We start from the raw sequence: 23,926 nt of genomic DNA on the forward strand, positions 1-23,926 counted from the left end.
GCGGCAAAAATGCGGGGGTTTGCGGGGGACATGGCCTGATTATAAGCTGGCCACGGCATTCAGAGCGGTCAGCCCCATGAAAATCCTGTTCATTCACCAGAATTTCCCCGGCCAGTACAAGCATCTGGCCCCGATGCTGGCGCGGCAGGGGCATGACTGCCTGGCGCTGACGCTGCGGGTGAAGGGGCCCGGAACGTGGCAGGGGGTGCGGGTGCTGCCCTATGCCCTGCCCGAGCGCGCGCGGCAGGACGTGCATCCCTGGCTGGTGGATCTCGACACCAAGGTGACGCGCGGCGAGGCGTGTTACCGCGCGGCGCGGGCGCTGCGCGATCAGGGCTACCGGCCCGATCTCATTCTCGCGCATCCCGGCTGGGGCGAATCGCTGTTTCTGCGCGATCTCTGGCCCGAGGTGCGGCTGGGGCTGTATTGCGAGCTTTATCATCTGGCGGACTGGCCGCATCTGAACTTCGACCCCGAATTCGCCGCTTCCGATGCGGATCTGGAGGTGCTGCGCATCCGGATGAAGAACATCAACAACCACCTGCATTTCGAACAGGCCCAGGGCGGGATCAGCCCGACGCGGTTTCAGGCCGATACCTTTCCCGCGCCGTTTCGAGAGCGCATCACGGTGGTGCATGACGGAATCGACACGACCGCAACCTGCCCCGCACCCGATGCGCGGCTGACCATCGAAGGGCATTGCGACCTCACCCGCGAGGATGAGGTCATCACCTTCGTCAACCGCAATCTGGAACCCTATCGCGGCTACCACATCTTCATGCGCGCCCTGCCCCGTCTTTTGCGCGAACGCTCCCGCGCCACCGTTCTGATCGTGGGTGGCGACGAGGTGAGCTATGGGGCGCGCGCGCCCCAAGGGCAGACTTGGAAGCAGATATTCATCGGCGAGATGCGCGGGCAGATACCGGATGCCGACTGGGCGCGGGTGCGGTTCCTGGGACGCCTTTCGCACGACCGGTTCCTGCGGCTTCTGCAGGTCAGCCGCGTGCATGTCTACCTGACCTATCCCTTCGTGCTGAGCTGGTCGCTGATGGAGGCGATGGCCTGCGGCGCCGCGGTCGTCGCCAGCGACACCGCGCCGGTGCGCGAGGTGATCAGCGATGACGAAACCGGGCGGCTGGTGGATTTCTTCGATGGCGACGCGCTGGTGGCGCAGACCTGTGCACTGCTCGAGGATGACGCGGCGCGCGCCCGCCTGGGCGGCGCGGCACGCGATCTGATCCGCATGCGTTACGATCTGCGGACCGTCAGCCTGCCGGCTCAGGTGCAATGGGTCGGCGGCCTTGCACAAGGCTCGCTAGTCGGCTGACAGGGTCTGTATTTCTTCTTGGCAAAAATACCCCGAGGGTTCGGGGGCTGGCCCCCGATCCGCCCCGGTCAGAAACGCGACGCCTGAATGCGCAGCTGCCGGGCGCGATTGAGGATCGCATCCTCGACCGCGCGCTCGGTGGCCGCATCGACCGGACCGCTGCGGGTTTGCAGCGCAACGTTGAGCGAGCGCGCATCGAGCGCGGGGTCGCTGATCAGGATGGTGGCGCGATAGGCCTGTCCGCCGCCCGGCGGGGTCCCAAAGCCGGTAGAGATCACGCCGGTAAAGGGATCGGCCGCCTCGACCGGCAGGAAATCGAGCACCTGGAGCGTGGCGGTCCACAGGAAACGGTTGACCTTGACCGTATCTCTGGCGCCGCGGAAGGCGTCGAGCAGCGATCCATCACCGGGAGCCGCCTGTCTCTCGCGCCCGCCTTTGACGCGCATCGCCTCTTCGTCGAGCTTGGCATTCTGGAACGCGCCACAGCCCGTCAGAAAAACGAGGCAGGCCATTGTCAGGCTGGCGGTCTTGAAACGCGATTGGGTCATGGCACCGTCCGGTCTTGTTTCCATCCCTACTATCCAAGCCGGGGCGAAGGGGCAAGGCGTTTGAAGCATCTGTGCGCCCTTGTGCTGATTGCGCGGCCTGTGGCATGACGGGTTCGAGTTTGGCAACGGGGGCAGGATGAGCCTGAGCGAGATCAGCGAACGGCTGCGCAAGGCCGAGGCGGCGGCGGGGCGCACGCCGGGCGGCGTGCGGCTGATCGCCGTGTCCAAGGTGCAGCCCGAGGCGCGCATCGAGGCGGTTCTGGCTGAAGGCCACCGGGTTTTCGGCGAGAACCGGGTGCAGGAGGCGGCGGGCAAATGGCCCGATTTTCGCACGCGCTTCGAAGGTGTGGAACTGCATCTGATCGGGCCGTTGCAGACCAACAAGGCGCGTCAGGCGATGGAACTGTTCCAGGCGATTCATTCGGTGGACCGGCCCAAACTGGCGCGTGCGCTGGCAAGGCTGGCGCAGGAGACGGGCCATTGCCCGGATCTGTTCATACAGGTCAACACCGGCGAGGAGGATCAGAAGGCGGGTGTGATGCCGCAGGATGTGGACACATTCGTTGCCGAGTGCCGTGCGCTTGATCTGCCGGTGCGCGGGCTGATGTGCATCCCGCCGGTGGACGAGGAGCCGAGCCTGCATTTCGCGCTTCTGGCGAAGATGGCCGAACGCAACGGGCTGGCGGGCCTGTCGATGGGCATGAGCGGCGATTTCGAGCGCGCCGTTGCTCAGGGGGCTACGCATGTGCGGGTGGGATCAGCGATTTTTGGCGCGCGCGACTACGATTAGACCGGGCGCACGATCAGCCGGGTTCGGCAGGTGATCGCCGCAGCGATGCCGCGCAGGTGATCGCGGCGGAGTGCGATGCAGCCCGCCGTGGGATAGCCGGGCCGCCGCCATTGGTGGATAAAGATACAGGATCCCCGCCCGCGCACCGCATGGGGCCAGTTCCAGTCGGTGACGAGGATCAGATCATAGAGCGGATCGGCGCGGCGCAGCCTTTCATGGCTGGGACCGTAGGGTGCCCGCACCATCATGTTGTAATCCTCGTCCGCCGGATCATCGGACCACAGGTCGCCGGGGCGGATCGGCAGTGCCCAGTCGGCGGGGCGCGCCATGCGGTCGGGCCGGTAGAGCATGCCAACGATCCGGTGCGTGCCGACGGGGGTCGCGCCGTCGCCCTCGTGCTTGCCCAGGGTCAGGCCGCCGCGCCCTATGGTGCAGGGGTAAAGCTGTCCGCGAAACCGCAGGCCAAGGGGGGTGAGGACCAGATCGTCAGGTGTCATCCTGCCCTTCTGCCGCAAAACAGGCGGGCGGAAAAGCGGGATAATGGCCGCCCGGCAGCCGCGTCAGCAGCCGGTACCACCCAGCACCACGCGAATGGTGCAGAAGAGAACCCGAATATCCGTACGCAGCGACATGTCACGCAGATAGTTCGTGTCATAGTGCGCGCGTTCGGCAAAACTGCTGCCGTTGCGAACCGATACCTGCCAGAAGCCGGTGATGCCCGGACGCAGCGCGTAATAGGCGGTGCCGGGATAGAACGCACGTTGTTCGGGCAGCATCGGGCGCGGTCCGACGATCGACATTTCGCCCCGGAGCACGTTCCAGAACTGCGGTAGCTCATCCAGCGATGTCTTGCGTATGAGATGCCCGATGCGGGTCACTCTCGGGTCGTCGCGCAGTTTCTGATGCTCGTCCCATTCGAGGCGACGTTCAGGGCTGGCCGCAAGGCAGCGTTCAAGCTGCGCCTCGGCGTTCACCACCATGCTGCGCAGTTTCCACATACGGAATGTACGCCCGTTGCGCCCCACCCTCTCTTGCGTAAAGAAGGGTGATCTGCCATCGAGCGCGATGACCGCGGCAAGAACCGCCAGCAGCGGCAGAATGATTGGTGCCGCGAGAAGCACCAGTACGATATCAAGAAGACGCTTTCCCGCCCGCGCGTAAAAATTTGGCGCGCTTCTCAGAATTGCTTTGCTTTCAATATAGTTGGGTGCCTCGGGTCGCATCGACGACCGCATCACGCGAAATGACATATCAAAACTCCCCGAACGTTTTACCGCTGCTGCTGCAGCACAACTGATTACCGATTTGCCGGTTTTGCCGGTAAATCCGCCATATTTTTGCCCGAATTCCGGAAACGATGCTGAGCAATCGGCCCGATCAGCCTGCACCTTATGCGGCAATTACCGCCAGTGCGTCTCAGCCCCAGTTCTCGTCCCCGCCATCCCGCAGATCACCGCCCCCAGCCTGCTCGATCCTTGATATCTATATTGTGCTTAAATGATTTTATAAGAGTGCACCTCGCCCGCGGACAAGTCAAGGAATCCGCGACGCCACAACCTCTGCGTGAATTCTGACGTCGACTCTTCCAACTTCGCAAAGCGCCCTGTCCGGCGGCTCCGGTGGCTGCCCCCTCGCGCTCTGCTGCCTCAAAAATGCCAGATTTTGTCATGATTCTGACGTATTTCAGGAACGCCAGGGGTCTGCGCAGGAGCGTCTGGTTACAATTGTATCAAAAGAAGAAACAAAAATTGACGCAGGTCACCGAAAACGGGCAAGATACCGCAAAAGTTGCGGGTAAAATGTATCGGTTCGGGGGGATTGTGCCGAAAAGGGAAACGGTTAATGTTCGGGTGGAGCGCGACACCGCGATGCATGGGTTTGGCGGCGCGCAACCCTTCCGCTTTTGCAGGGCGTCACAACCCTGGAGAGAGCCCCCCTGACACGCCGTGACGGCCATGGCCGCGCCAGGAAGGCCCGATCCGGCGAATCGCCCCGCTGGCAGCCCATTGGAACCTGTTGCGCCGAACCGGGATCATGCGCACGCGCCCCGGATCAGGTCCGGGGCACGAGATGGGGGCCTGTCCGCCGTGATCGCGCGCTCAGGCGCGCACCAGCGCCTCGTAGGCCTCGGCCACGTCACGGGTCATGGCGCCGACCTCGAAATGATAGTCGCCGATCTGCCCCACCGGCGTGACCTCGGCCGCCGATCCGGTGAGCCAGCACTGTTCGAACCCTTCGAGTTCCTCGGGCATGATATGGCGTTCATGCACCTTGATCTGGCGATCCTTGAGCATGCCGATAACTGTCTGGCGGGTCAGCCCGTTGAGGATCGCGTCAGGCAGCGGCGTATGCACCTCGCCATCCTTGACGAAAAAGATGTTGGCGCCGGTCGCCTCGGCCACATAGCCGCGATAGTCGATGAACATGGCGTCCGAGCAGCCCTTGGCTTCGGCCGCGTGCTTGGACATGGTGCAGATCATGTAGAGCCCGGCAGCCTTGGCTGCGACCGGGATCGTTTCCGGGCTGGGGCGTTTCCATTTGGCGATGTCGAGCTTTGCGCCCTTCATCTTGGCGTCGCCATAGTAATTGCCCCATTCCCAGGCGGTCACCGCCATGCGGATCGGGTTGCGGGCGGCGGCGACGCCCATGTCGGGACCTGCGCCACGGAACGCCACGACGCGCAGATAGGCGTTGGTCAGGTTGTTCGCCTCGAGCACCGCCGCCTTGGCCGCCTCGATCTCGTCCACGGTGTAGGGGATCGGCATATCCATCAGCTCGCCCGATTTGAGCAGGCGCGCGGAATGCTCGCGGCTCTTGAACACCTTGCCGTCATAGCAACGCTCGCCTTCGAAAACCGAACTGGCATAATGCAGGGCGTGAGTCAGGATATGCACATTGGCATCGCGCCATTCGATCAACCTGCCATCCATCCAGATCTTGCCGTCACGATCATCATAGCCAGTCATTTTCCGCCTCCTCTTGGTCGGTTTTCCATTTATTGCGTCAATTACGTCCGTCTCGGACATAAAATTGCGCAAAAACTGCGATTCGCTACCAGTTTGATCTTGGAATGTCAACAAAGCTGACTTAATATGAAACACAAGGCGCTTGAATTGTGAACGGAGTATGCGAATGGCCGAGATCCAGGGTGGCGAGAACCTGCTGTTTCTGACCGACGAGCAGTTGCGGCAGGGCATTGAAGCGATGTTCTTTGCCTATCGCGGCTTTACCGCTGATCCCGACCGGATCCTGGCCACCCTGGCCTATGGCCGGGCGCATCATCGCGCGATCCATTTCATTGCGCGCAGTCCGGGCACCACCGTCAACAATCTGCTGGCGATCCTTGGCGTGACCAAGCAATCTCTCAACCGCGTGCTGCGCACGCTGATCGAGGACGGGCTGGTGATCAGCCGGGTCGGCAGCGCCGACAAGCGCGAGCGCCATCTTTTTCTGACCGAGGCGGGGGCGGCGCTGGAACGCAAGCTCTCGGACGCGCAGCGCGCCCGGATGCGTGCCGCCTACCGGGCCGCGGGACCACAGGCCGTGGCAGGTTTCCGTCAGGTGCTGGAGGCGATGATGGACCCCGATCTGCGCCGCCGTTACCATGCCATCAGGGAGGATGACAGATGAGCGAACCCGCCCCCCATCTGCTGATCGTCGATGATGACGAACGGATCCGCGACCTGTTGCGCAAATTCCTGATGCGGCACGGTTTTCTGGTGTCGATCGCGCGTGACGCGGGCCATGCCCGGCGGGTGCTGGCGGGGCTGGATTTCGACCTTATCGTGATGGATGTGATGATGCCCGGCGAAAGCGGCGTCGAACTGACACGCGCGCTGCGCGAAACCCATGACACGCCCATCCTGCTGCTGACCGCCAAGGGCGAGACGCCCGACCGGATCGAGGGGCTGGAGGCGGGGGCCGATGATTACCTGCCCAAGCCGTTCGAGCCCAAGGAACTGCTGCTCAGGATCAACGCGATCCTGCGCCGCATGCCGGACCCCGAGCCGGAGATGGTGCAGCCCAAGATCGTCCAGATGGGCACGGTGCGCTATGACATCGAACGCGCCGAACTGAGCCGCGCGGGCGTGTCCGTGCGGCTGACCGCGACCGAGGTGCAACTGATGCGGATCTTTGCCGAGAACCTGCGCCAGCCGGTGAGCCGCACCAAGCTGGTCGAGGATCTGGGCCGCGATGGCGGTCAGGCGCAGGAGCGTGCGGTGGACGTTCAGATCACGCGGCTGCGACGCAAGATCGAGAGCGACCCCAAACAGCCCCGCTATCTGCAGACCGTGCGTGGTGAGGGGTATATGCTGGCGCCCGACTGAGGCGGGTCACCGGCACTGCTCACGATTATTGCGCGCACGATGAGTAACCGATCGAAACCGGACTGGCGCCAGGCGGGACTCAGTGGCATGGGTCGTGCGGTGCGAGGACCGCTGCGCGGGGTGACAAGCGCGGTTCTTTCCCCTCAGCGCGAGAACGACGACAGGCCCTGATCTTGCGGGGTTGGCGGAGCCTGGGGGCGCGGCCCCCGTCGTGCGCTGCGCGACGACTCCTCCGCGGTATTTTCGGCCAGATGAAGCAGGGGCACGTCGGCGTTCCTGTTTTCATTGAGCGTGAGCCTCTTGATAGAGACGCGGTGGCGCTGTATCTGCGATGCATGACACGGATTATTGACATGGACGATCGCGCGCGCCTGCCCTGGCGGTTTTTCGGGGCGATGTGCAGCATTACCGCCTGCCGTTGAGGCGCGCGCCTCTTTGTCTCGTCTCTATAGCCAATCAGCAAACGGGAGAGGACACATGTCCCCCAAGACACTCTATGACAAGATATGGGATGCCCATCTGGCCCATGAGGCCGAGGATGGCACCTGTCTTCTTTATATCGACCGCCACCTTGTGCACGAAGTGACCAGCCCGCAGGCATTCGAGGGCCTGCGCATGGCGGGCCGGACGGTGCGCGCACCCGACAAGACGATCGCGGTTCCCGATCACAACGTGCCCACCACCCCCGACAGGGTGAAGGGCATCGAGAACGAGGAAAGCCGCATTCAGGTCGAGGCGCTGGACAGGAACGCCCGCGATTTCGGCATCCACTATTACCCGGTGAACGACATTCGTCAGGGGATCGTGCATATCGTCGGACCCGAACAGGGCTGGACCCTGCCCGGCATGACGGTGGTTTGCGGCGACAGCCACACCGCGACGCATGGCGCCTTCGGCGCGCTGGCGCATGGCATCGGCACCAGCGAGGTCGAGCATGTGCTGGCCACCCAGACGCTGATCCAGCGCAAGGGCAAGAACATGAAGGTCGAGATCACCGGCAAGCTGCGCCCCGGTGTGACCGCCAAGGACATCACGCTCAGCGTGATCGGCGAGACCGGCACGGCGGGCGGCACCGGCTATGTGATCGAGTATTGCGGCGAGGCCATTCGCGATCTGAGCATGGAGGGCCGCATGACGGTCTGCAACATGGCGATCGAGGGCGGCGCGCGCGCGGGGCTGATCGCGCCGGATGAAAAGACGTTTGAGTATGTGAAGGGCCGCCCGCATGCGCCGAAAGGCGCGCAATGGGAGGCGGCGCTGGCGTGGTGGAAGACGCTCTATTCCGACGATGACGCGCATTGGGACAAGGTGGTGACGCTCAGGGGCGAGGATATCGCGCCGGTGGTCACATGGGGCACCAGCCCCGAGGACGTGCTGCCGATCACGGCATCGGTGCCTGATCCTTCGGATTTCAAGGGCGGCAAGGTGGATGCGGTCAGGCGCGCGCTCGATTACATGGGTCTCAAGCCCGGGCAGAAGCTGAGCGAGGTCGAGATCGACACGGTCTTCATCGGCTCCTGCACCAATGGCCGGATCGAGGATCTGCGCGCGGCGGCGGCGATCCTCAAGGGCAAGCGGATCAAGGAGGGGCTGCGGGCGATGGTGGTGCCCGGTTCCGGGTTGGTGCGGGCGCAGGCCGAAGAGGAGGGGCTGGCGGATATTTTCATCGAGGCCGGGTTTGAATGGCGGCTTGCGGGTTGTTCCATGTGCCTGGCGATGAACCCCGATCAGCTGTCCCCCGGCGAGCGCTGCGCGGCGACGTCGAACCGCAATTTCGAGGGCCGTCAGGGCCGCGGCGGACGCACGCATCTGATGAGCCCCGCCATGGCGGCGGCGGCGGCGGTGACGGGGCGGCTGACGGATGTGAGGGAGATGATGTGATTAATTGCTCCGTAACTTGGACAACTTTGAACGGTTATTCAATTGAATCCCATTTAAAGGCAGCAGGTCTCAGCTTCGATGCACTCGATATCGTTGAAAAAACGTTCAAGGTTAATGGTGTCCAAAAACTTCGTGGGAAAGTGGTTGGTCGACTTGGCAGCGAGCTACGTCGTGAATATGCCAATCAGAACGGCGAAAAGGATATAAACGCAGTTTCTACTGGGTGTTACTGCATCGGGATAGGAGGGGAGTATCAGATTCGATACTCTGACGGATTTGCGTCGCGAGTAGTCTACATTGGGAGCGGCAATGTATATGGCAGACTCAAGTCTCATCTGAAAGACAAGCTCTTTGATTTTGCGCACGCGATGCGAGGAATACCTCTAACTTTCCATATCGCTGACCTACGCGAGTCAAAGCTTGATCATAAAAATCTGGAACAAATGCTGCTGGATAAGTTCAAAAGCAACTCAGGAGGATCTCTGCCGCTCCTCAACAAGAACAACGCCGTAAACAAAGCTATGGACTCACCCTCAGAATCCAAGCTCAAGGCTGGTTGGGACAAACCGCTTCATAAGGATAAAGGGAAACAAGTTGCTAAGTGGTTGATAGAGCCTAGAAACTTTGATGAATGGAAAGGCATCTTAGACTGATGGAAAAATTCGAGAAACTCAGCGGTATCGCGGCACCTCTGCCGCTGATCAACATTGATACCGACATGATCATCCCCAAGCAGTTCCTGAAAACGATCAAGCGGTCGGGGCTGGGCGTCAATCTGTTCGACGAGATGCGCTATGATGACGACGGCAGGGAAATTCCCGATTTCGTGCTGAACAAGCCGCAGTATCGCGACGCGCAGATCCTCGTTGCGGGAGACAATTTCGGCTGCGGGTCGAGCCGCGAGCACGCGCCCTGGGCAATCAAGGATTTCGGCATTCGTTGCATCATCGCGCCGAGTTTTGCCGACATCTTTTACAATAACTGTTTCAAGAACGGCATCCTGCCCATCGCCCTGCCGCAGGAACAGGTGGATGTGCTGATGAAAGAGGCCGAAAAGGGCGCCAATGCCCGCATCGAGGTGGATCTGGAGGCGCAGACCGTCTCGACCTCGGAGGGCGAGGTGTTCCGGTTCGAGGTGGATGCGTTCAAGAAGCACTGCCTGCTCGAGGGGCTGGACGATATCGGGCTGACGCTGGAAAAGGCTGCCGCGATCGACGCGTTCGAGGCGCAGCTGGCGCAGGCGCGTCCCTGGGTCTGATCCGGCATGACGCCATGAAAACACGCCGCAGCGATCCGTTGCGGCGTTCATTTCTACCCGACTGACCCCTTGTGGCTGCATGCGTGAATGCCACAAGATGCTGTGTTCCCATGGGGTTCCACCGCAAAGTAGATGCAGGTTTGATGTAATCCTGCACCAGTTCAACCCACAAACAGCCCAAAACCTTTCATCTACTCGTCTGCGGTCTTGTGGCGGAGTGCGAAAGAAGGCAAAACTTGGGCAAAATTGAGGCAACCCGCCACAATTTGCGGGATCAAGCTGGAAAAAGGCCGCGGCAACGCACCGCGGTCGGCCAAGTTGCAGGGGAACGGGCAGTGTTCTCGGAAGTACCAGGCGCCATAGCGCGCGCCATATTGATCGCACTTCTGGTGGCGACGCCAGCCTTGCTCGTGCCCTCGACCGGCGCGGACACGGCACAGATCGCCATCGTGCTGTCGATGCTTGCCGGTCTCATGACATTCATCGAATATTACGGCAAATATCCCAGTATCATCGAGTTCCGCTTTGCGCCGCCGTTCAACCGGGTCAAGTTCTTTGCCCTCGCGATCATCGTGGTCTGCCTGTCGGTGATCATCCGCGGCCAGACGCTGCCGACCGGGTGGACGCAGATGCTCACCGGGCTGGGGCACAGTCTGGGGATGGCGATTGATTTTCCCTATTCGCCGGTGCGCCTGGCGCTGCTGATGCTGCCTGCCGACGCGGATCGCGCACAGGTTGACATGGTGCGGATTGCCGCCGGCATTTCCTATGCTGTCTCACTGGCCATGATGCTGATATTCGTGACGCAGGTGCGGCTTCTGGGATGGCCCGCGCGGTCGGGGGCGTTCAACGTCTGGATCAACCTGCCGCTGTTCGATCCTACCGGGGGCCGCGATGTACTGTTTCGGCTGCGTCGGGATGCCGGTCTTAACGTTGTGTTAGGAGCTTTGCTGCCATTCCTGATACCGGCCATCATCCGGGTGGTCTCGAACCTGGTTGATCCGATCTCGATCAGCCATCCGCAGACCCTGATCTGGACGATGACCGCATGGGCCTTTTTGCCAGCCAGCATGTTGATGCGCGGGATCGCCATGAGCCGGATCGCGGACATGATCGAGGAAAAACGCCGCCGCGCCTATGCCAGGGGAACCGTCCTCAGCGACGACGAGGTGCTGCAAAGCGCCTGATCGCGGCGCTTATGGCGCTGCTGTTCGCCTGCCCTGCCGTAGCCGAAACCTTGCGGATCGCGACGTGGAATGTCGGGCTCGACCGGACCGGGCCAGGGTTGCTGTTGCGCGATATCCTCAAGGGCGAGGATCCCCAGATCAGTGCGGTTGCGCAGGTGGTGGCAACGGTCCGTCCCGATATACTGGTGTTGCAGAAACTGGATTACGATCATGATCTGCACGCACTCGCCGCGCTGCGCGACCGGCTGGCACAGCACGGGCCGGTTTATGACCATCTCTTTGCGCTGCGACCCAACAGCGGCATGGCGACCGGGCTGGACATGGACGGCGACGGGTTGCGGGGCGGTCCGCGCGATGCGCAGGGGTATGGCGAATTTTTCGGTCAGGGCGGAATGGCGATCCTGTCGCGCTATCCCATCGACCGTGACGGCGTGCGGGATTTCAGCGCGCTCCTGTGGCGCGATCTGCCCGGTGCGATCCAGCCGCAGGTGAATGGCGCGCCCTTTCCCTCGGCAGAGGCGCAGGCCATTCAGCGGCTGTCCTATACCGGGCATTGGGTGGTGCCGGTCATCCTGCCCTCCGGCCCGCTGCATGTCATGACGTTCCACGCCAGCCCGCCGGTCTTTGACGGGCCGGAGGATGCCAACGGGCGGCGCAATCATGATGAAATCCGTTTCTGGCAGCTTTATCTGGATGGCGTGTTCGGCCCCGTGCCGGAGAGGCGGCATGTGCTGACGGGCGACGCCAATCTCGACCCGCACGACAGTGACGGGCGGCGCAAGGCGATCCGCGACCTGCTGGCCGATCCGGGTCTGCAGGATCCGCACCCGATGCGCCCCGGCCCTGCACCCACCGCTCCAGGCAAGGCCGGCGATCCGGGTCTGCACACGGTTCACTGGCCCGCGCCCGGCCCCGGCGGTGCGCGGGTTTCGTATATCCTGCCCTCGGTGGATCTGACGATCCGGGGCGCGGGCGTCCACTGGCCGCCAGAGGGCACGGCTGAGGGCGATCTGGTAGCAGCTGCCAGCCGTCACCGCATGATCTGGGTCGATCTCGTGCCCGATTGACGGCGCGCTTTCTTGACCATCCCTGACCTTGCGTATAGTCCGGCGGACATCATCACCCCGCCAACCAAGGACATCCCCCATGAGCAACCCATCGCTTCTTATCCTCGCCGGTGACGGCATCGGCCCCGAAGTCATGGCCGAAGTGACCAAGATCATCGGCTGGTTCGGCGCCAGGCGCGGTGTCACATTTGACGTGAGCGAGGATCTGGTCGGCGGCTGCGCCTATGACAAGCACGGCACACCGCTGCATGACGACACGATGGCAAGGGCGCAGGAGGTTGACGCGGTTCTTCTGGGCGCCGTTGGCGGGCCGAAATACGACAGCCTCGATTTCAGCGTCAAACCGGAACGCGGCCTGTTGCGGCTGCGCAAGGAAATGGACCTCTTCGCCAACCTGCGTCCGGCGCAGTGCTTTGATGCGCTGGCGGATTTCTCCAGCCTCAAGCGCGAGGTGGTCGCGGGTCTGGACATCATGATCGTGCGCGAGTTGACGAGCGGCATCTATTTCGGCGAGCCGCGGGGCATCTTTACCGAGGGCAACGAGCGCGTGGGCATCAACACGCAGCGCTATACCGAATCCGAAATCGACCGTGTGGCGCGCGCGGCCTTCGAGCTTGCGCGCAAGCGCGGCAACAAGGTCTGCTCGATGGAAAAGGCCAATGTGATGGAATCCGGCATCCTCTGGCGCGAGGTGGTGCAGCGCGTGCATGACACCGATTACCCGGATGTCGAGCTGAGCCATATGTACGCGGACGCAGGCGCGATGCAGCTCTGCCGCTGGCCCAAGCAGTTCGACGTGATCGTGACCGACAACCTGTTTGGCGACCTTTTGTCGGATGCCGCCGCGATGCTGACCGGTAGTTTGGGCATGCTGCCCTCGGCCTCGCTCGGGGCGCCGATGGCCAATGGCCGGCCCAAGGCGCTCTATGAACCGGTGCATGGTTCGGCCCCCGACATCGCGGGTCAGGGCAAGGCCAACCCGATCGCCTGCATTCTCAGCTTTGCCATGGCGCTGCGCTATTCCTTTGACATGGGCGAGGATGCGACGCGCGTTGAAAAAGCAGTGGAAAAAGTGCTCGCGGACGGGGTGCGCACCGCCGACCTGCTGGGCGAAGAGGGCGCTGTGCCGGTTTCAACCGCGCAGATGGGCGACGCCGTCGTGGCCGCGCTCGACGCCAGCCTCTGAAGCGGGGGCGGGACAGCGTGAAGAGCCGTGCGGGTAGCACGCTCGACGGCAGTCTCAGCCCAAATCCCGCTTGCAATGACGCGCCACGCGGTATACTCGCCTGTCTACGGTCGGGCTGTAGCGCAGCCTGGTAGCGCACCTGCTTCGGGAGCAGGGGGTCGGAGGTTCGAATCCTCTCAGCCCGACCAGGGATCTTCGAAGGTTTCTCCGACACCCTCACCGCCACCGCTTGCGATCTTTGGCAGACAGGCTAAACCTGAGGTGGTGGCGGGGTCGCGCCTGGCTACCTTGCGGGCGACATGTCGGGAGATGACATCATGCATTCGAGACTGCGCAGCGGCGAACGCACGGTCACGCCGCCGGAAACGCCCGATGCCGGTCTGTGGTTCATCGGCCGCATCCACACGCCATGGGCGATGCGCGAGGACTGCCCGCGCCAGGGGCGGCTGGACGGGCCAGAGTGCCGGATCGAGATCTTCGCGCCCTGGGCGGCGGCGCTCGAGGGCATCGGGGCCTATGGCCATCTCGAAATCCTCTACTGGCTGGACCGCTCGCGCCGTGATCTGGTGCGGCAGAACCCCAAGGATGACGGGCAGCGGTTCTTTGGCACATTCGCCCTGCGTTCGCCGCAGCGGCCCAATCCCATCGGGATATCGAAGGTGCGGCTGGTCGCGGTCGAGGGGGCAGCGCTGATCGTGCGGGGGCTGGATTGTCTTGACGGCACGCCGCTCATCGACATCAAGCCCGACCGCTGCGAATTCACCCCCAAGGCCCCGGCCAAGGCGGCGGACCCGCACGGACAGGGCTGAACGATTGCTCCGGCATGTCCCCCCCGCCGCAGCGATCAAAGACCGGCCGCCACCCGCCGCACCGTCTCGAGCCGTTGCGCATTGGGCGGGTGCGTGCCCAGAAAGCGATTGCCCGGATCGGGGATCTGGCTGAAGAACGCGGCACCTTTCACAGGGTTATATCCGGCGCGATGCGTGATCACCGTGCCCAGTGCATCCGCCTCCAGTTCGAAATTCTTGGAATAGCTGCGTGCGCCCACGCCCGCGCCGATTTCCACCGCCTGATCGACCGCAGCCTGGCTGGCTCCGGTCATCGCCGCGAGGCCCCCGAGCAGGATCGCGCCCGTGGCCGCGTTCTGTTGCTGGCGTGGTATGTGCCCGGCAATGTGATGCGCCGCCTCATGTCCCATGACAAAGGCCAGCTCATCGGGGTTGCGCACGGATGCGATCATCGCCAGCGTGAAGGCAAGGATCGGCTGTCCGCTGCGATCGACCGTCTGATAGGCATTGGCGGGCTGGCCGGGGCGGTCGTCCACGACGATCCGGAAATCACAATTGAGGCGCGGGGCGCGGGCGCGGCATTCGCGCTCGGCGACCGGCTCGACGCGCTCTACGACAGTGATGAACTGCTGCACCCTGTCGCGAGTCGGCATCGCCGGGGCGGGTCGCGCCGCCGCCTGCGGGGTGGGGCGGGTGACCGGTCCGGATTCGACCACTTCTACACAGCCTGCCACGGCGATCAGGGAGATCAGGGCGATCGGGGAAAACCAGTGCTTCATGTATCACTCCTGCACTATCTGTCCCTTTCGTTTTAGCAGGCCTGTGCCGGACTGACAGCCCTTTTGCAAGCATGTGGTCTGCCCTTGCAAAGACCCGCCAACCGTTTACTCTGGACTCATGTTTTCCATCGAGCACGATTTTGACGCCACCGTGATCACCCTCGTGGACGAAGGGCAGGCCCCGCTCACCGAGGATGTGATCGTGAACGCCTTTGAGGAATGCGTGACGATCGAACAATACGATCCGCGCACCGACCGACTGCACAAGATCACCCTGTCGATGGCGCAGTTGCGCGATCTCGGCGCTGCGCTGGACCTGCCCGAAGGGGTCTATATCCACGCCCCCGGGAAACCCTAGCTATTCGCCGATCCGCGCCAGAACCTCTGCCGCGGCCACGGCGGGGGTCACGTCGCCCGCCGCAACGCGCGCCGCATGATCCTGCATCAAGGCCCGCGCGGCGGGGGTATCTAGCCGCGCCAGAAGGCCGTGCCGCACCTCCTCGGCGAACCAGTAACGCGCCTGTTCCGCACGGCGGGCGGCGAAATGGCCCTGCTCGCGCCGCCACGCGACAAGCGCGGTCATCTCTGCCCAGGCGCGGACCAGCCCGTCATCATGCAGCGCCGAAACGGTCATCGCCTTGGGGAACCCTTCCGGATCCTGCGGTCGCCTGCGCAGCAGGCGCAGCGCCCCGGCATAGTCCGAACAGGTGCGTGTGGCCGCCGGTTTGAGATCGCCGTCGGCCTTGTTCACGAGGATCAGATCGGCCATTTCCATGATCCCGCGCTTGACCCCCTGCAACTCATCGCCGCCTGCCGGGGCCAGCAGCAGCACGAAGAGGTCGGACATTTCCGCCACCACGGTTTCGGACTGACCCACGCCCACGGTCTCGATCAGCACCACATCGAAACCGGCGGCCTCGCAGAGCGCCACCGCCTCGCGCGTGCGCCGCGCCACGCCGCCCAGATGGGTCTGGCTGGGCGAGGGGCGGATGAACGCGCGGGCGTCGCGGCTGAGCCGTTCCATCCGGGTCTTGTCGCCCAGAATGGACCCGCCCGAGCGCGCCGACGAGGGATCGACCGCCAGCACCGCGACGCGCAGGCCCTGCCCGGTCAGCATCAGGCCGAAATTCTCGATAAAGGTCGATTTGCCCACGCCGGGCGTGCCCGAAAGGCCGATGCGGATGGCCTCGCGCCCGGCGGATTTCAGCGCCTCCATCAGGGCCGCCGCCTGCCCGCGCTGATCGGCGCGGGTGCTTTCGATCAGGGTGATCGCCCGCGCCAGCGCGCGCCGGTCGCCGCCCGTGATCCTTGCGCTCAGATCTGCAATATCCATGCGGCCTCGTTCCCTGGTGATCTGACCCTAGATGCCCCGGCTGTTGCGGAAATGTCCAGCCCGTTGCCCTTGATCGTTCTCCGAACACTCGAATCACGACACCCGCCACTGGTCAAGACGCGCCCGATCCCCGATAAAGCGGCCATGACGCCCCGCCTCCCCATCCATGACACGATCCCTGCCCTGACCGAGGCGCTGCGCGGGCGGGGCCGCGCGGTGCTGCAGGCGCCGCCCGGTGCGGGCAAAACCACGGTGGTGCCGATTGAGATGCTGCGCGCGGGGCTGACCGAGGGCCGCATCGTGATGCTGGAGCCGCGCCGTCTGGCCGCGCGCGCCGCTGCCGAACGGATGGCCGAGACCTTGGGCGAAGCCGTCGGCGAAACGGTGGGCTACCGCATCCGGGGCGAGGCAAAGGTCACGCCCCGCACCCGCATCGAAGTGGTGACCGAGGGGATTCTCACCCGCATGATCCAGTCCGACCCGGATCTACCGGGCGTGGGCGCGGTGATCTTTGACGAGTTTCACGAGCGTTCGCTCAATGCCGATCTGGGTCTCGCGCTCTGCCTCGAAGTGGCGGGCGCGCTGCGCGAGGATCTGATTCTTCTGGCGATGTCGGCCACGCTGGATGCCGAACCTGTGGCGCGGCTGATGGGCGATGTGCCGGTGATCACCTCGCAGGGGCGCAGTTATCCGGTCGAGACGCGCTGGCTGCCGCGACCGCTGCCGAAGGGACAGAGGTTCGAGGCGGCGCTGGCCGGGCTGGTGCGCGCGGCGGTGGATGAGACGCAGGGCGGTGTGCTTGTCTTTCTGCCCGGCGAGGGCGAAATCCGCCGTGTCGAAGCGTTGTTATCGGGCAGGTTGCCGGGCGATTGCCACATCCGCCCGCTCTTTGGCGCGATGGAGTTTGCCGCGCAACGCGCCGCGATCGCGCCTGCGGCCTCGGGCCGCAAGATCGTGCTGGCCACCGCGATTGCCGAAACCTCGCTGACCATAGAGGACATCCGCGTGGTGGTGGATGGCGGGCGCGCGCGGCGGGCGCGGTTCGATCCCGGATCGGGCATGTCCCGGCTGGTGACAGAGCCGGTGACCCGCGCCGAGGCCGCGCAGCGCGCGGGTCGTGCGGGGCGCGTGGCCGAGGGGGTCTGTTACCGGCTCTGGACGCGCGGCGAAGAGGGCGCGCTGCGGCCCTTTCCTCCGGCCGAGATCGAGGCGGCGGATCTGAGCGGTCTGGCGCTGGAACTGGCGCTCTGGGGGGCGGTGCCCGAGGATCTGCCGTTTCTCACCCCGCCCAATCCCGCGAGCCATGCCGAGGCGCAGGCGCTCTTGTCGATGCTGGGGGCGCTCGATGCGAAGGGGCGCATCACCGCGCATGGCAGGGTGCTGGCGGCCCTGCCGCTGCATCCGCGGCTGGCGCATATGCTGGTGCTGGCGGGACCAGAGACGGCCCCGCTGGCGGCGCTGCTGGCGGATCGTGATCCGCTGGGGCGTGGAGCGCCGGTCGATCTGGCGCTGCGGCTGGCGGCGCTGCGGGATTTTCGCGCCTATTCAGAGCGTTACGCGCATCCTGCCAATCGCGCCGCGATCGAGCGGATCAAGACCGAGGCGAAACGGCTGGGCAGGCAGGCAAGGCGCGCTGATCGGCCCGGTCTGAGCGACGCGCAATGTGCCGCGCTGGCATACCCTGACCGGATAGGGTTGCGCCGTAAGGGCGATGCGCCGCGCCATGTGCTCTCGGGGGGCAAGGGCGCGGTGCTGCCCGAGGGCGACCCGATGGCGGGGGCGCGGCTGATCGTGGCAACCGATCTGGATGGCGACCCGCGCGAGGCGCGCATCCGACAGGCGATCCAGATCACCGAGGCCGAAATCCGCGCGCTATATGCCGATCAGATCGCGTGGCGCGACCTCTGCACCTGGGACCGTCGCGAGCGACGCGTGATCGCCCGGCAGCAGGAGTGTCTTGGCGCGCTCATCCTCGACGACCGGCACTGGAAGGACGCGCCACCCGACGCCATCGCCCGCGCCATGCTGGAGGGTGTCCGCGATCTGGGCCTCAACTGGACCGATGCCGCGCGGCGCTTTGCGGCACGGGTGATGCTGGCGAGGGCGCAGGCGCCGGACCTGCCCGACATGACCGACACGGCGCTGCTCGACGGTCTGGAGGAATGGCTGCTGCCCTGTCTGAGCGGCGTGAAGACCGCACAGGACTGGCGGCGGTTCGACATGACCGATGCGCTGCGGGCACGGCTGACATGGGCGCAGATGCAGGCGCTCGACACCGAAGTGCCCGCGCAGTTCACCACGCCGCTGGGCCGCAGGATCCCGATTGATTACAGCGGTGACGCGCCGGAGATCACCCTGCGGCTGCAGGAAATGTTCGGCCAGACGACTCATCCGGCGGTGGCGGGCAAGCCCCTGCGGGTCACGCTGTTGTCGCCCGGTCAGCGCCCGGTGCAGACCACCATGGATCTGCCGGGTTTCTGGGCCACGTCCTATGCGGATGTGCGCAAGGATCTGCGCGGGCGTTATCCCCGGCACCCCTGGCCCGAGGATCCCACCAGGGCCGATCCGACGTTGCGTGCAAAGCCACGCAACACTCCGTGATTTGCAATTTTCACATTCCTGCCTTAACTTGATGCGATAACAAAGAGTTACTCCGAGCAGGGTATATCCGAATGACGCAACACTTCCCCCGTGCCGCTGGCGCGGTTCATGTCCCACCGTTTCCGCCCGACATGCAGGTGGCGGCGCTGTGCTGGCGCAAGCGCAAGGGCAGGAAAGAGGTATTGCTGATCACCAGCCGGGACACCGGCCGGTGGGTCGTGCCAAAGGGCTGGCCGATCGACGGGCTGAATGCGCCGCAATCCGCGCTGCGCGAGGCATGGGAGGAGGCGGGCGTGCGCGGTGACGCCGACAAGGCGCGTTATGCCGGGCAGTTCTGCTATGACAAGGTGCTGGACAACGGCAAGGAATTGCCGGTCAGGGCCGAGCTTTACAAGGTGCGCCTGCGCATGGAGGATGTCGAGGACAGCTATCCCGAAGCGCATGAGCGCAAACGTATCTGGGTCGCGCCGCGCAAGGCCGCCAAACTGGTGGATGAGCCGGAGTTGCAGGACATCCTGCGCAGGCTGTGAGCGGTCTCAGATCGGCATCAGCACCCAGTAATCCAGATCCAGAAGGACATGTGGCAGATACCTGCCGTCCTCTCCCCGCAGCGTGAAGGGCTCTCCGCCACTGGTCGCCACCAGCCGCAGACGCAGCGCGCCGACACCGGGTGCAGGTGTATCGGCGCGGTCCAGCACCTCTGACCAGGCGCGCACGGTGTCGCCGGCAAAGCAGGGGTTGGCGTGGCTGCCTGCGTTGATCGCCACGATCATCTGCGCATTGGCTAGGCCATTGAACGAGAGCGCGCGGGCCATCGAGATGACGTGCCCGCCATAGATCAGCCGCTTGCCATCGGCGCGGGGCGTGGCGTCGAAATGCGTCTTGGAGGTGTTCTGCCAGAGGCGGGTGGCCATCATGTGCTCGGCCTCTTCGATGGTCACGCCGTCCACATGGTCGATCTGTTCGCCAATCGCGTAGTCGCCCCAGCGATGCGGTTCGCCCGCGAGGGTGAAATCGTAATGGCTGAAATCCAGCCCCGCCGGGATGACCAGATCGGCAGGATCGACCACGGCGGCGGTCTGCGGCACATGGGCGGCGGGTGCGGGGGCTGCCGTGTCGCGTTTGCGCACCATGACCCAGCGGACGAATTCCATCACCGGCAGATCATGCTGGTTGAACCCGGTGGTGCGCACATAGACGACCCCGGTCTTGCCCGATGAGTTTTCCTTGAGCCCGATCACCTCGGACTGCGCACGCAGCGTATCGCCCGCGTAGACCGGGCGCAGCCAGCGCGCCTCGGCATAGCCGAGATTGGCCACGGCGTTGAGCGAAATATCCGGCACCGATTTGCCAAAGACGATGTGAAACGCCGCCATATCGTCCAGCGGGCTGGCGGGCAGGCCGCAGACATGCGCGAATTCGTCCGAGGAATAGAGCGCATGGCGCGCCGGGTAGAGCGCGTGATAGAGCGCGCGCTCGCCCCCCGACACGGTGCGCGGCACCGCGTGGGCGATGACCTGGCCGATCGTGTAATCCTCGAAGAACCGGCCCGGATTGGTCTTGGCCATGACTTACTGCTCGCCCAGTTTCATGCCGGGCGCATAGCTGCCCTCTTTTTCCTTTACCACCGCCTGCCCGCAGCGCATCACGCCATTGGCGGAGTCGAACGCATAGGTCGGGTCGCCATAAAGCTGCCAGCCCGCATTCAGCGCGGCGGTGACCTTGTGACAGAATTCCGACGTGTCGTCGGCGCTGAGAAAACGATAGAGTTTCATGGATTTCACCCCGGAAATGGCCAGACGCCCAGCCAGTTGTGGATAAAGGTAATGGCAAGGAACATCACCACGGTGATCACCGCCAGCAGGATATCCTTTTTCGCCTCGCCCGGTTCGGGGCGTTGCCATTCTTCGGCAAGGTTGATCACCACCACCTCCAGCACCGCCCAGCTCAGAAGTCCGCCAAAGAGCACCAGCGACGCAAGATCGCCGTTGACCAGCAGATGCGCCACCGCCCAGACCTTGATCGCCGTAAGTTGCGGATGCCGGATCGCGCCGCGCAAACGGCCCCTGGTGGCGCTCATGCCATAAAGGAACACGGCCCCCAGCATCATCAGGTTATTGACATGAACCATCCAGTCGGGCGGAAACCAGACGTTGATGAATTCCGCCTGCCTGTAGCCGACCACCATCAGCACGAGGCCGGCCAGCACACCGACCGCCACAAGGCCCTTGCCAGCATTGCCCATCCGGTCCCGCAGGTCGGGCACCACGCGCTTGAACAGATGCGCGACGGTCCACAGGATCAGCCCGAGGATGAGGTAAATCATGGTCGCTACTCCGCTGTCATTTCCCGTATCGCCTGTGCCCTGGCGAGGATACGCTGCGCGGCGACCACATGCAGATTTTCCACGATCTGTCCATCGACCACCGCTATCCCCTGACCCGAGGCGCGGCTTTCTTCATAGGCGGCAATCTGGCGTTCGGCCAGATCAATCTCGGAATTGGTGGGGGCAAAGGCGGTATTGGCGATCTCGATCTGCGCGGGATGGATCAGCGTCTTGCCGTCGAAACCCAGATCGCGGCCCTGTTCGCATTCGGCCTTGAGCCCGTCGCCGTCGCGGAACCGGTTATAGACCCCGTCGACCGCCACGATCCGCGCGGCGCGCGCCGCCATGACGATCATCTGCAACGCCGTCATCAGCGGCAGCCGGTCGCTGCGCACCCGGCAGCCCAGATCCTTGGTCAGGTCGTTGGTGCCCGCCACCAGCCCCGCCACCTGCGCATGCGCGGCGATCTCGCGCGCGTTGAACACGCTGACCGGGGTTTCCATCATCGTCCAGATCGGCAGGTCCGTGCCGATCACATCGACAAGATTGTCGATATCCGAGGCGGCGTTCACCTTGGGCAGCAGGATCGCATCGGCCCCGGCGTCGCGCAGCGCGCGGGCATCCTCGAGCCCCCATTCGGTGGTCAGCGCGTTGATCCGCACGATTTTCGCACGCTTGCCGAAACCGCCCTCGCGCAGGGCTGCCGCCAGCGTGGCGCGCGCGCCGGCCTTGGCGTCGGGGGCCACCGCATCCTCAAGATCGAAGATGATCGCGTCGGTCGGCAGATCGCGGGCCTTTTCCAGCGCGCGCTCCTTGGAGCCGGGAATATAGAGCACGGAACGATAGGGGTGCATGCTGCTCATGGTGTGACCTCCGCTGGATTCCATTGACGGCAATAAACTTGCGCTGGAATGGCACTTTTCGGCGGAAATGTTCAAGCTCTTTCCCGCCGCGACGCAGCACGCGATCAAGTTCCCGCGCATCGGTGCGCCGGGGCGCGCGGCGTTAACCAAGTATTCACGCCTCGCTCAGCATCCTTTCCGGCATGACGGCAGGGGATTTGCAGAAGAAAGGGTGTGACGATGATCAAGAGACTGATGGCCGCGCTGGCCGCACTGACGCTGTTGACCGGCCCGGCCCTCGCGCAATCGCGCAACTGCGCCCCGCGCGAGACGGTGGTGCAACGGCTGGCCGAGGGGTATGGCGAGACCCGGCGCTCGATGGGGCTGGGCGCGAATAACGCGGTGATCGAGGTCTTTGCCTCGGAGACCTCTGGCAGCTGGACGATCACCGTGACCGGCACCAACGGCATGACCTGTCTGGTCGCCAGCGGTCAGGCGTTCGAAACGATGACGGACACCCCGCCCGCAGCGGGCGAGGACACATGACCCCGGCCCCGCGCGGTGCGGGGCCGGGGCGGTCATCCTGTCGGCGGATCAGTTGGGGATCTGCCCGGTGATTCCCTCGACATAGAAATTCATGCCCAGCAACGTGCCGTCATCCGCCACCTCGCCGGTGGCGAGCCAGTCCGAGCCGTCCTGCTTTTTAAGCGGGCCGGTAAAGGGGTGATAGGCCCCCTGCGCAATCGCGTTCTTGAGCGCGAGCGCCTCTTCCTTGACATCCGCCGGGACGGCATCGGAAATCTCGCCGATGCCGACCATGCCGGGGCCGATCCCGTCCCAGGTTTCCGTGCTCTCCCATGTGCCGTCGATCACCGCCTGCGTGCGCGCGATGTAATAGGGCGCCCAGTTGTCGATGATCGAGCTTACCCGCGGCAGCGGCGCATATTCCGACATGTCGGATGCCTGACCGAAGGTGATCACATTCCCCGCCTTTTCCGCAGCCGCCTGCGGCGCGGTGGAATCGGTATGTTGCAGGATCACGTCCGCGCCCTGGTCGATCAGCGCCGTGGCGGCGTCGGCCTCCTTGGCCGGATCGAACCAGGTAAAGGCCCAGATGATCTTGAACTCGACATCGGGATTTACCTTCTTCGCGTGGATATAGGCCGCATTGATGCCGCGGATCACCTCGGGGATGGGGAACGAGGCGATATAGCCGATGATGTTCGACTTGGTCATGCGGCCCGCGATATGGCCCTGCACCGCGCGCCCCTCGTAAAAGCGCGCCGAATAGGTCGACACATTCGGCGCGGTCTTGTAACCGGTGGCGTGCTCGAATTTCACGTTGGGGAATTTCGCGGCCACCGCCAGCGTCGGCTCCATGAAGCCGAAGGAGGTGGTAAAGATCAGATCCGCCCCCTGCAGCGCCATCTGGGTGATCGCGCGTTCGGCATCCGCGCCCTCTGGCACGCTCTCCTGGTAGACGGTCTCGACCGCATCGCCGAAATGTTCCTCGACGGCGAGACGGCCCTTGTCATGCTCATAGGTCCAGCCGCCATCGCCGATGGGACCGACATAGATAAAGCCGACCTTGGTCTTGTCCTGGGCCACGGCGGCGGTGGCAAGGCCAAGCGCAAGCGCGGCAGTGGTCAGCAGTTGGGTAATTCTCATTCGGGGTCTCCCTGTTT

At 64.1% G+C, this 23,926-nt stretch carries 26 protein-coding genes and 1 tRNA gene; 16 read left to right on the top strand and 11 right to left on the bottom strand.

Annotated elements, in window-relative coordinates; all coding sequences use genetic code 11:
* Positions 1 to 76: 76 nt before the first annotated feature.
* The gene (locus BSG08_RS14875) at positions 77 to 1,327 is read left to right on the top strand and encodes a glycosyltransferase (RefSeq protein WP_093038574.1); all 1,251 of its coding nucleotides are present in this window, start codon (positions 77 to 79) and stop codon (positions 1,325 to 1,327) included.
* A 68-nt stretch (positions 1,328 to 1,395) separates the two neighbouring features.
* Here BSG08_RS14875 and BSG08_RS14880 read toward each other — a convergent pair whose 3' ends face one another.
* Complete coding sequence (locus BSG08_RS14880) at positions 1,396 to 1,899, bottom strand: DUF3576 domain-containing protein (protein WP_093038576.1); 504 nt, start codon at positions 1,897 to 1,899, stop codon at positions 1,396 to 1,398.
* A 112-nt stretch (positions 1,900 to 2,011) separates the two neighbouring features.
* Between BSG08_RS14880 and BSG08_RS14885 the strand changes: the two genes are divergently transcribed.
* Positions 2,012 to 2,665, top strand: a complete 654-nt coding sequence (locus tag BSG08_RS14885) for a YggS family pyridoxal phosphate-dependent enzyme (protein WP_093038717.1) — start codon at positions 2,012 to 2,014, stop codon at positions 2,663 to 2,665.
* On the opposite strand, the gene BSG08_RS14890 is transcribed toward BSG08_RS14885, so the two are convergent.
* The 3 genes from BSG08_RS14890 to BSG08_RS14905 form a co-directional block, all read right to left on the bottom strand.
* Entirely contained in the window at positions 2,662 to 3,162 is a 501-nt protein-coding gene (locus BSG08_RS14890; protein WP_093038578.1) for a L,D-transpeptidase family protein, read from the bottom strand. The two genes, BSG08_RS14885 and BSG08_RS14890, sit on opposite strands and share 4 nt — an antisense overlap.
* Positions 3,163 to 3,225: 63 nt before the next feature.
* On the bottom strand, positions 3,226 to 3,915 hold the full coding sequence (locus tag BSG08_RS14895; RefSeq protein ID WP_093038580.1) for a sugar transferase: 690 nt from the start codon (positions 3,913 to 3,915) through the stop codon (positions 3,226 to 3,228).
* Between the two features lie 849 nt (positions 3,916 to 4,764).
* Entirely contained in the window at positions 4,765 to 5,631 is an 867-nt protein-coding gene (locus BSG08_RS14905) for a branched-chain amino acid aminotransferase (RefSeq protein ID WP_093038584.1), read from the bottom strand.
* A gap of 166 nt (positions 5,632 to 5,797) precedes the next feature.
* Between BSG08_RS14905 and BSG08_RS14910 the strand changes: the two genes are divergently transcribed.
* The 10 genes from BSG08_RS14910 (at position 5,798) to tsaA (ending at position 14,381) form a co-directional block, all read left to right on the top strand.
* Positions 5,798 to 6,295: a MarR family winged helix-turn-helix transcriptional regulator gene (locus tag BSG08_RS14910; RefSeq protein WP_093038586.1), complete on the top strand. Its 498-nt coding sequence runs from the start codon at positions 5,798 to 5,800 to the stop codon at positions 6,293 to 6,295.
* Complete coding sequence (locus tag BSG08_RS14915; protein WP_093038588.1) at positions 6,292 to 6,993, top strand: response regulator; 702 nt, start codon at positions 6,292 to 6,294, stop codon at positions 6,991 to 6,993. The genes BSG08_RS14910 and BSG08_RS14915 overlap by 4 nt, the downstream gene beginning before the upstream one ends.
* A gap of 477 nt (positions 6,994 to 7,470) precedes the next feature.
* Complete coding sequence (gene leuC / locus BSG08_RS14920; RefSeq protein ID WP_093038590.1) at positions 7,471 to 8,874, top strand: 3-isopropylmalate dehydratase large subunit; 1,404 nt, start codon at positions 7,471 to 7,473, stop codon at positions 8,872 to 8,874.
* 26 nt (positions 8,875 to 8,900) lie between these two features.
* A complete protein-coding gene (locus BSG08_RS19305) occupies positions 8,901 to 9,527 on the top strand; it encodes a GIY-YIG nuclease family protein (protein ID WP_139274579.1) in 627 nt (208 codons plus the stop codon).
* Positions 9,527 to 10,132 carry a 3-isopropylmalate dehydratase small subunit gene (gene leuD, locus BSG08_RS14930; RefSeq protein WP_093038594.1) on the top strand — a complete coding sequence of 202 codons (606 nt, stop codon included), beginning with the start codon at positions 9,527 to 9,529 and terminating at the stop codon, positions 10,130 to 10,132. Before BSG08_RS19305 ends, leuD begins: the two co-directional genes overlap by 1 nt.
* A 371-nt stretch (positions 10,133 to 10,503) precedes the next feature.
* On the top strand, positions 10,504 to 11,319 hold the full coding sequence (locus tag BSG08_RS14935) for a hypothetical protein (protein WP_093038718.1): 816 nt from the start codon (positions 10,504 to 10,506) through the stop codon (positions 11,317 to 11,319).
* An 11-nt stretch (positions 11,320 to 11,330) separates the two neighbouring features.
* The gene (locus BSG08_RS14940) at positions 11,331 to 12,386 is read left to right on the top strand and encodes an endonuclease/exonuclease/phosphatase family protein (protein WP_093038596.1); all 1,056 of its coding nucleotides are present in this window, start codon (positions 11,331 to 11,333) and stop codon (positions 12,384 to 12,386) included.
* A gap of 79 nt (positions 12,387 to 12,465) precedes the next feature.
* Positions 12,466 to 13,572, top strand: coding sequence for a 3-isopropylmalate dehydrogenase (gene leuB, locus BSG08_RS14945; RefSeq protein WP_093038598.1), 1,107 nt, complete (start codon positions 12,466 to 12,468; stop codon positions 13,570 to 13,572).
* Positions 13,573 to 13,683: 111 nt separating this feature from the next.
* A tRNA-Pro gene (locus BSG08_RS14950) sits at positions 13,684 to 13,760 on the top strand.
* A 129-nt stretch (positions 13,761 to 13,889) separates the two neighbouring features.
* Positions 13,890 to 14,381, top strand: coding sequence for a tRNA (N6-threonylcarbamoyladenosine(37)-N6)-methyltransferase TrmO (gene tsaA / locus BSG08_RS14955; protein ID WP_093038719.1), 492 nt, complete (start codon positions 13,890 to 13,892; stop codon positions 14,379 to 14,381).
* Between the two features lie 35 nt (positions 14,382 to 14,416).
* On the opposite strand, the gene BSG08_RS14960 is transcribed toward tsaA, so the two are convergent.
* Complete coding sequence (locus tag BSG08_RS14960) at positions 14,417 to 15,139, bottom strand: M48 family metallopeptidase (protein ID WP_093038600.1); 723 nt, start codon at positions 15,137 to 15,139, stop codon at positions 14,417 to 14,419.
* 118 nt (positions 15,140 to 15,257) lie between these two features.
* Between BSG08_RS14960 and BSG08_RS14965 the strand changes: the two genes are divergently transcribed.
* A complete protein-coding gene (locus BSG08_RS14965; RefSeq protein WP_093038602.1) occupies positions 15,258 to 15,497 on the top strand; it encodes a hypothetical protein in 240 nt (79 codons plus the stop codon).
* Here the strand turns inward: BSG08_RS14965 and meaB are convergent, their stop codons facing one another.
* On the bottom strand, positions 15,498 to 16,472 hold the full coding sequence (gene meaB / locus BSG08_RS14970) for a methylmalonyl Co-A mutase-associated GTPase MeaB (protein ID WP_093038604.1): 975 nt from the start codon (positions 16,470 to 16,472) through the stop codon (positions 15,498 to 15,500). It abuts the gene before it with no gap.
* Between the two features lie 144 nt (positions 16,473 to 16,616).
* On the opposite strand from meaB, the gene hrpB reads away from it, so the two are divergent.
* Entirely contained in the window at positions 16,617 to 19,073 is a 2,457-nt protein-coding gene (hrpB, locus tag BSG08_RS14975; protein WP_093038720.1) for an ATP-dependent helicase HrpB, read from the top strand.
* Between the two features lie 71 nt (positions 19,074 to 19,144).
* The gene (locus BSG08_RS14980) at positions 19,145 to 19,603 is read left to right on the top strand and encodes an NUDIX hydrolase (protein ID WP_093038606.1); all 459 of its coding nucleotides are present in this window, start codon (positions 19,145 to 19,147) and stop codon (positions 19,601 to 19,603) included.
* Between the two features lie 6 nt (positions 19,604 to 19,609).
* On the opposite strand, the gene BSG08_RS14985 is transcribed toward BSG08_RS14980, so the two are convergent.
* The 4 genes from BSG08_RS14985 to BSG08_RS15000 are packed head-to-tail and all read right to left on the bottom strand — an operon-like array spanning position 19,610 to position 22,262.
* On the bottom strand, positions 19,610 to 20,641 hold the full coding sequence (locus BSG08_RS14985) for a MaoC family dehydratase (protein WP_093038608.1): 1,032 nt from the start codon (positions 20,639 to 20,641) through the stop codon (positions 19,610 to 19,612).
* Positions 20,642 to 20,644: 3 nt separating this feature from the next.
* Positions 20,645 to 20,848, bottom strand: coding sequence for a DUF1737 domain-containing protein (locus BSG08_RS14990; RefSeq protein WP_093038610.1), 204 nt, complete (start codon positions 20,846 to 20,848; stop codon positions 20,645 to 20,647).
* Between the two features lie 5 nt (positions 20,849 to 20,853).
* On the bottom strand, positions 20,854 to 21,399 hold the full coding sequence (locus BSG08_RS14995) for an NnrU family protein (RefSeq protein ID WP_093038612.1): 546 nt from the start codon (positions 21,397 to 21,399) through the stop codon (positions 20,854 to 20,856).
* Positions 21,400 to 21,404: 5 nt separating this feature from the next.
* Positions 21,405 to 22,262 carry an HpcH/HpaI aldolase/citrate lyase family protein gene (locus BSG08_RS15000; protein ID WP_093038614.1) on the bottom strand — a complete coding sequence of 286 codons (858 nt, stop codon included), beginning with the start codon at positions 22,260 to 22,262 and terminating at the stop codon, positions 21,405 to 21,407.
* A 219-nt stretch (positions 22,263 to 22,481) separates the two neighbouring features.
* Between BSG08_RS15000 and BSG08_RS15005 the strand changes: the two genes are divergently transcribed.
* On the top strand, positions 22,482 to 22,787 hold the full coding sequence (locus tag BSG08_RS15005) for a hypothetical protein (protein WP_093038616.1): 306 nt from the start codon (positions 22,482 to 22,484) through the stop codon (positions 22,785 to 22,787).
* A gap of 48 nt (positions 22,788 to 22,835) precedes the next feature.
* On the opposite strand, the gene BSG08_RS15010 is transcribed toward BSG08_RS15005, so the two are convergent.
* Positions 22,836 to 23,909 carry a BMP family ABC transporter substrate-binding protein gene (locus tag BSG08_RS15010; RefSeq protein WP_093038618.1) on the bottom strand — a complete coding sequence of 358 codons (1,074 nt, stop codon included), beginning with the start codon at positions 23,907 to 23,909 and terminating at the stop codon, positions 22,836 to 22,838.
* Positions 23,910 to 23,926 lie beyond the last annotated feature (17 nt).

Origin of the sequence: Roseovarius azorensis (assembly GCF_900109455.1) — a bacterium.
In the GTDB taxonomy this organism is placed as follows: domain Bacteria; phylum Pseudomonadota; class Alphaproteobacteria; order Rhodobacterales; family Rhodobacteraceae; genus Roseovarius; species Roseovarius azorensis.